Origin of the sequence: Duganella sp. BJB476 (assembly GCF_003416895.1) — a bacterium.
Classification (GTDB): domain Bacteria; phylum Pseudomonadota; class Gammaproteobacteria; order Burkholderiales; family Burkholderiaceae_D; genus Rugamonas.
In genome coordinates this window covers 1-1,106 of sequence record NZ_QVIO01000025.1, presented here as the reverse complement: position 1 = coordinate 1,106, position 1,106 = coordinate 1, and the positions used below count along the sequence as shown (strand labels likewise).

The 1,106-nt window shown below is 54.6% G+C and carries 1 protein-coding gene; it reads right to left on the bottom strand.

Annotated features, from left to right (window positions below):
• On the bottom strand, positions 1-891 hold an 891-nt coding region (locus tag D0T21_RS31470), incomplete at its 3' end, for an IS110 family transposase (RefSeq protein WP_116994089.1).
• Positions 892-1,106 lie beyond the last annotated feature (215 nt).

The window sequence follows — 1,106 nt, the reverse complement described above, 5'->3', positions numbered from 1 at the left end:
TTTCTTCGCCATCCCAGTTGCAGTAAGTCGTTCTGCAAATTGATGCAGGATGGGGTTGTGCCGGCGTGCCACCAAGCTAGGCATGTACAGCGCAGCGCGCAATGAGGTACTGCCGGTTCGACTGATCGTCGTTCGCCCCTTTACTGAGCTTCCGGAGGTGCGCTGCCTGGGCGTTACGCCAAGAAACGCGGCGAAAGCTTTTGCACTGTCAAAGCGGCGAATATCCCCTAATTGCCCCAGTATCCTGGCCACGGTCGTCATTCCTATGCCAGGAATTGTGGCGAGCAGGTCAGCATCGTGCTTGAGGTCAGGATGACGATCTATGTGATCGTCGATGTCGCCTTCGAGCTTCTCTATTTCTGCTGCGAGCCAAGCGATATGCTGGCGCACGTGTTGCGCGACTTCGTCCATCCCGCTAATGGTCAATGCCTCCAGCCGATTTTCTTCCTGCTGGCGAATATCCTTCAAGGCTTGAATGCGCTGCGACCATGCTCGCAACTGGCGTTGCTCCAATGGTGGCGGATTCCAGGGCGAGGGCTTCATCGCGGCGCAGTAGCGCGCAATCAGCCCGGCATCAATGGCGTCGTTCTTATTGCGAATATTTTCGCTGTGGCCGAAGCCCTTGATGCAAGCCGGATTCACCACGCTCACCACTAACCCAGCTTGGTGCAGGGCCAATGCCACCGGCTCAGAATAAACGCCCGTCGCTTCCATGCAAACATGCATTACCGACAGGGAAACTTTGGATTTATTGAGCCAGTCGACCAGTGCCCGGTGGCCTTCGGTGGAATTTTCAAGCACCTTGGTCTTCGTTTTTCCATTGACCAACAGTGCAATATCTAACTTCTTCTTGCTGACATCGATACCCACCGCTGCGCATATCGTATCCATTTTTTGACCTTCCTCGTATGCGGGCTTACGCGTTGACGCGATGGCCCCAGATACCGTTCGGACTTATTAAATGAAACAGGCAGAGGCGCTTATCTGACCCACGTGCTCCACGGCACTAAGTCTCATCAGCGTCACTCCGCCTGACCGCACCTACCTCCTTATTATCCGATGGAGATGCGGTACGCTCAATATACGAAGTCTGACATTCGGACACG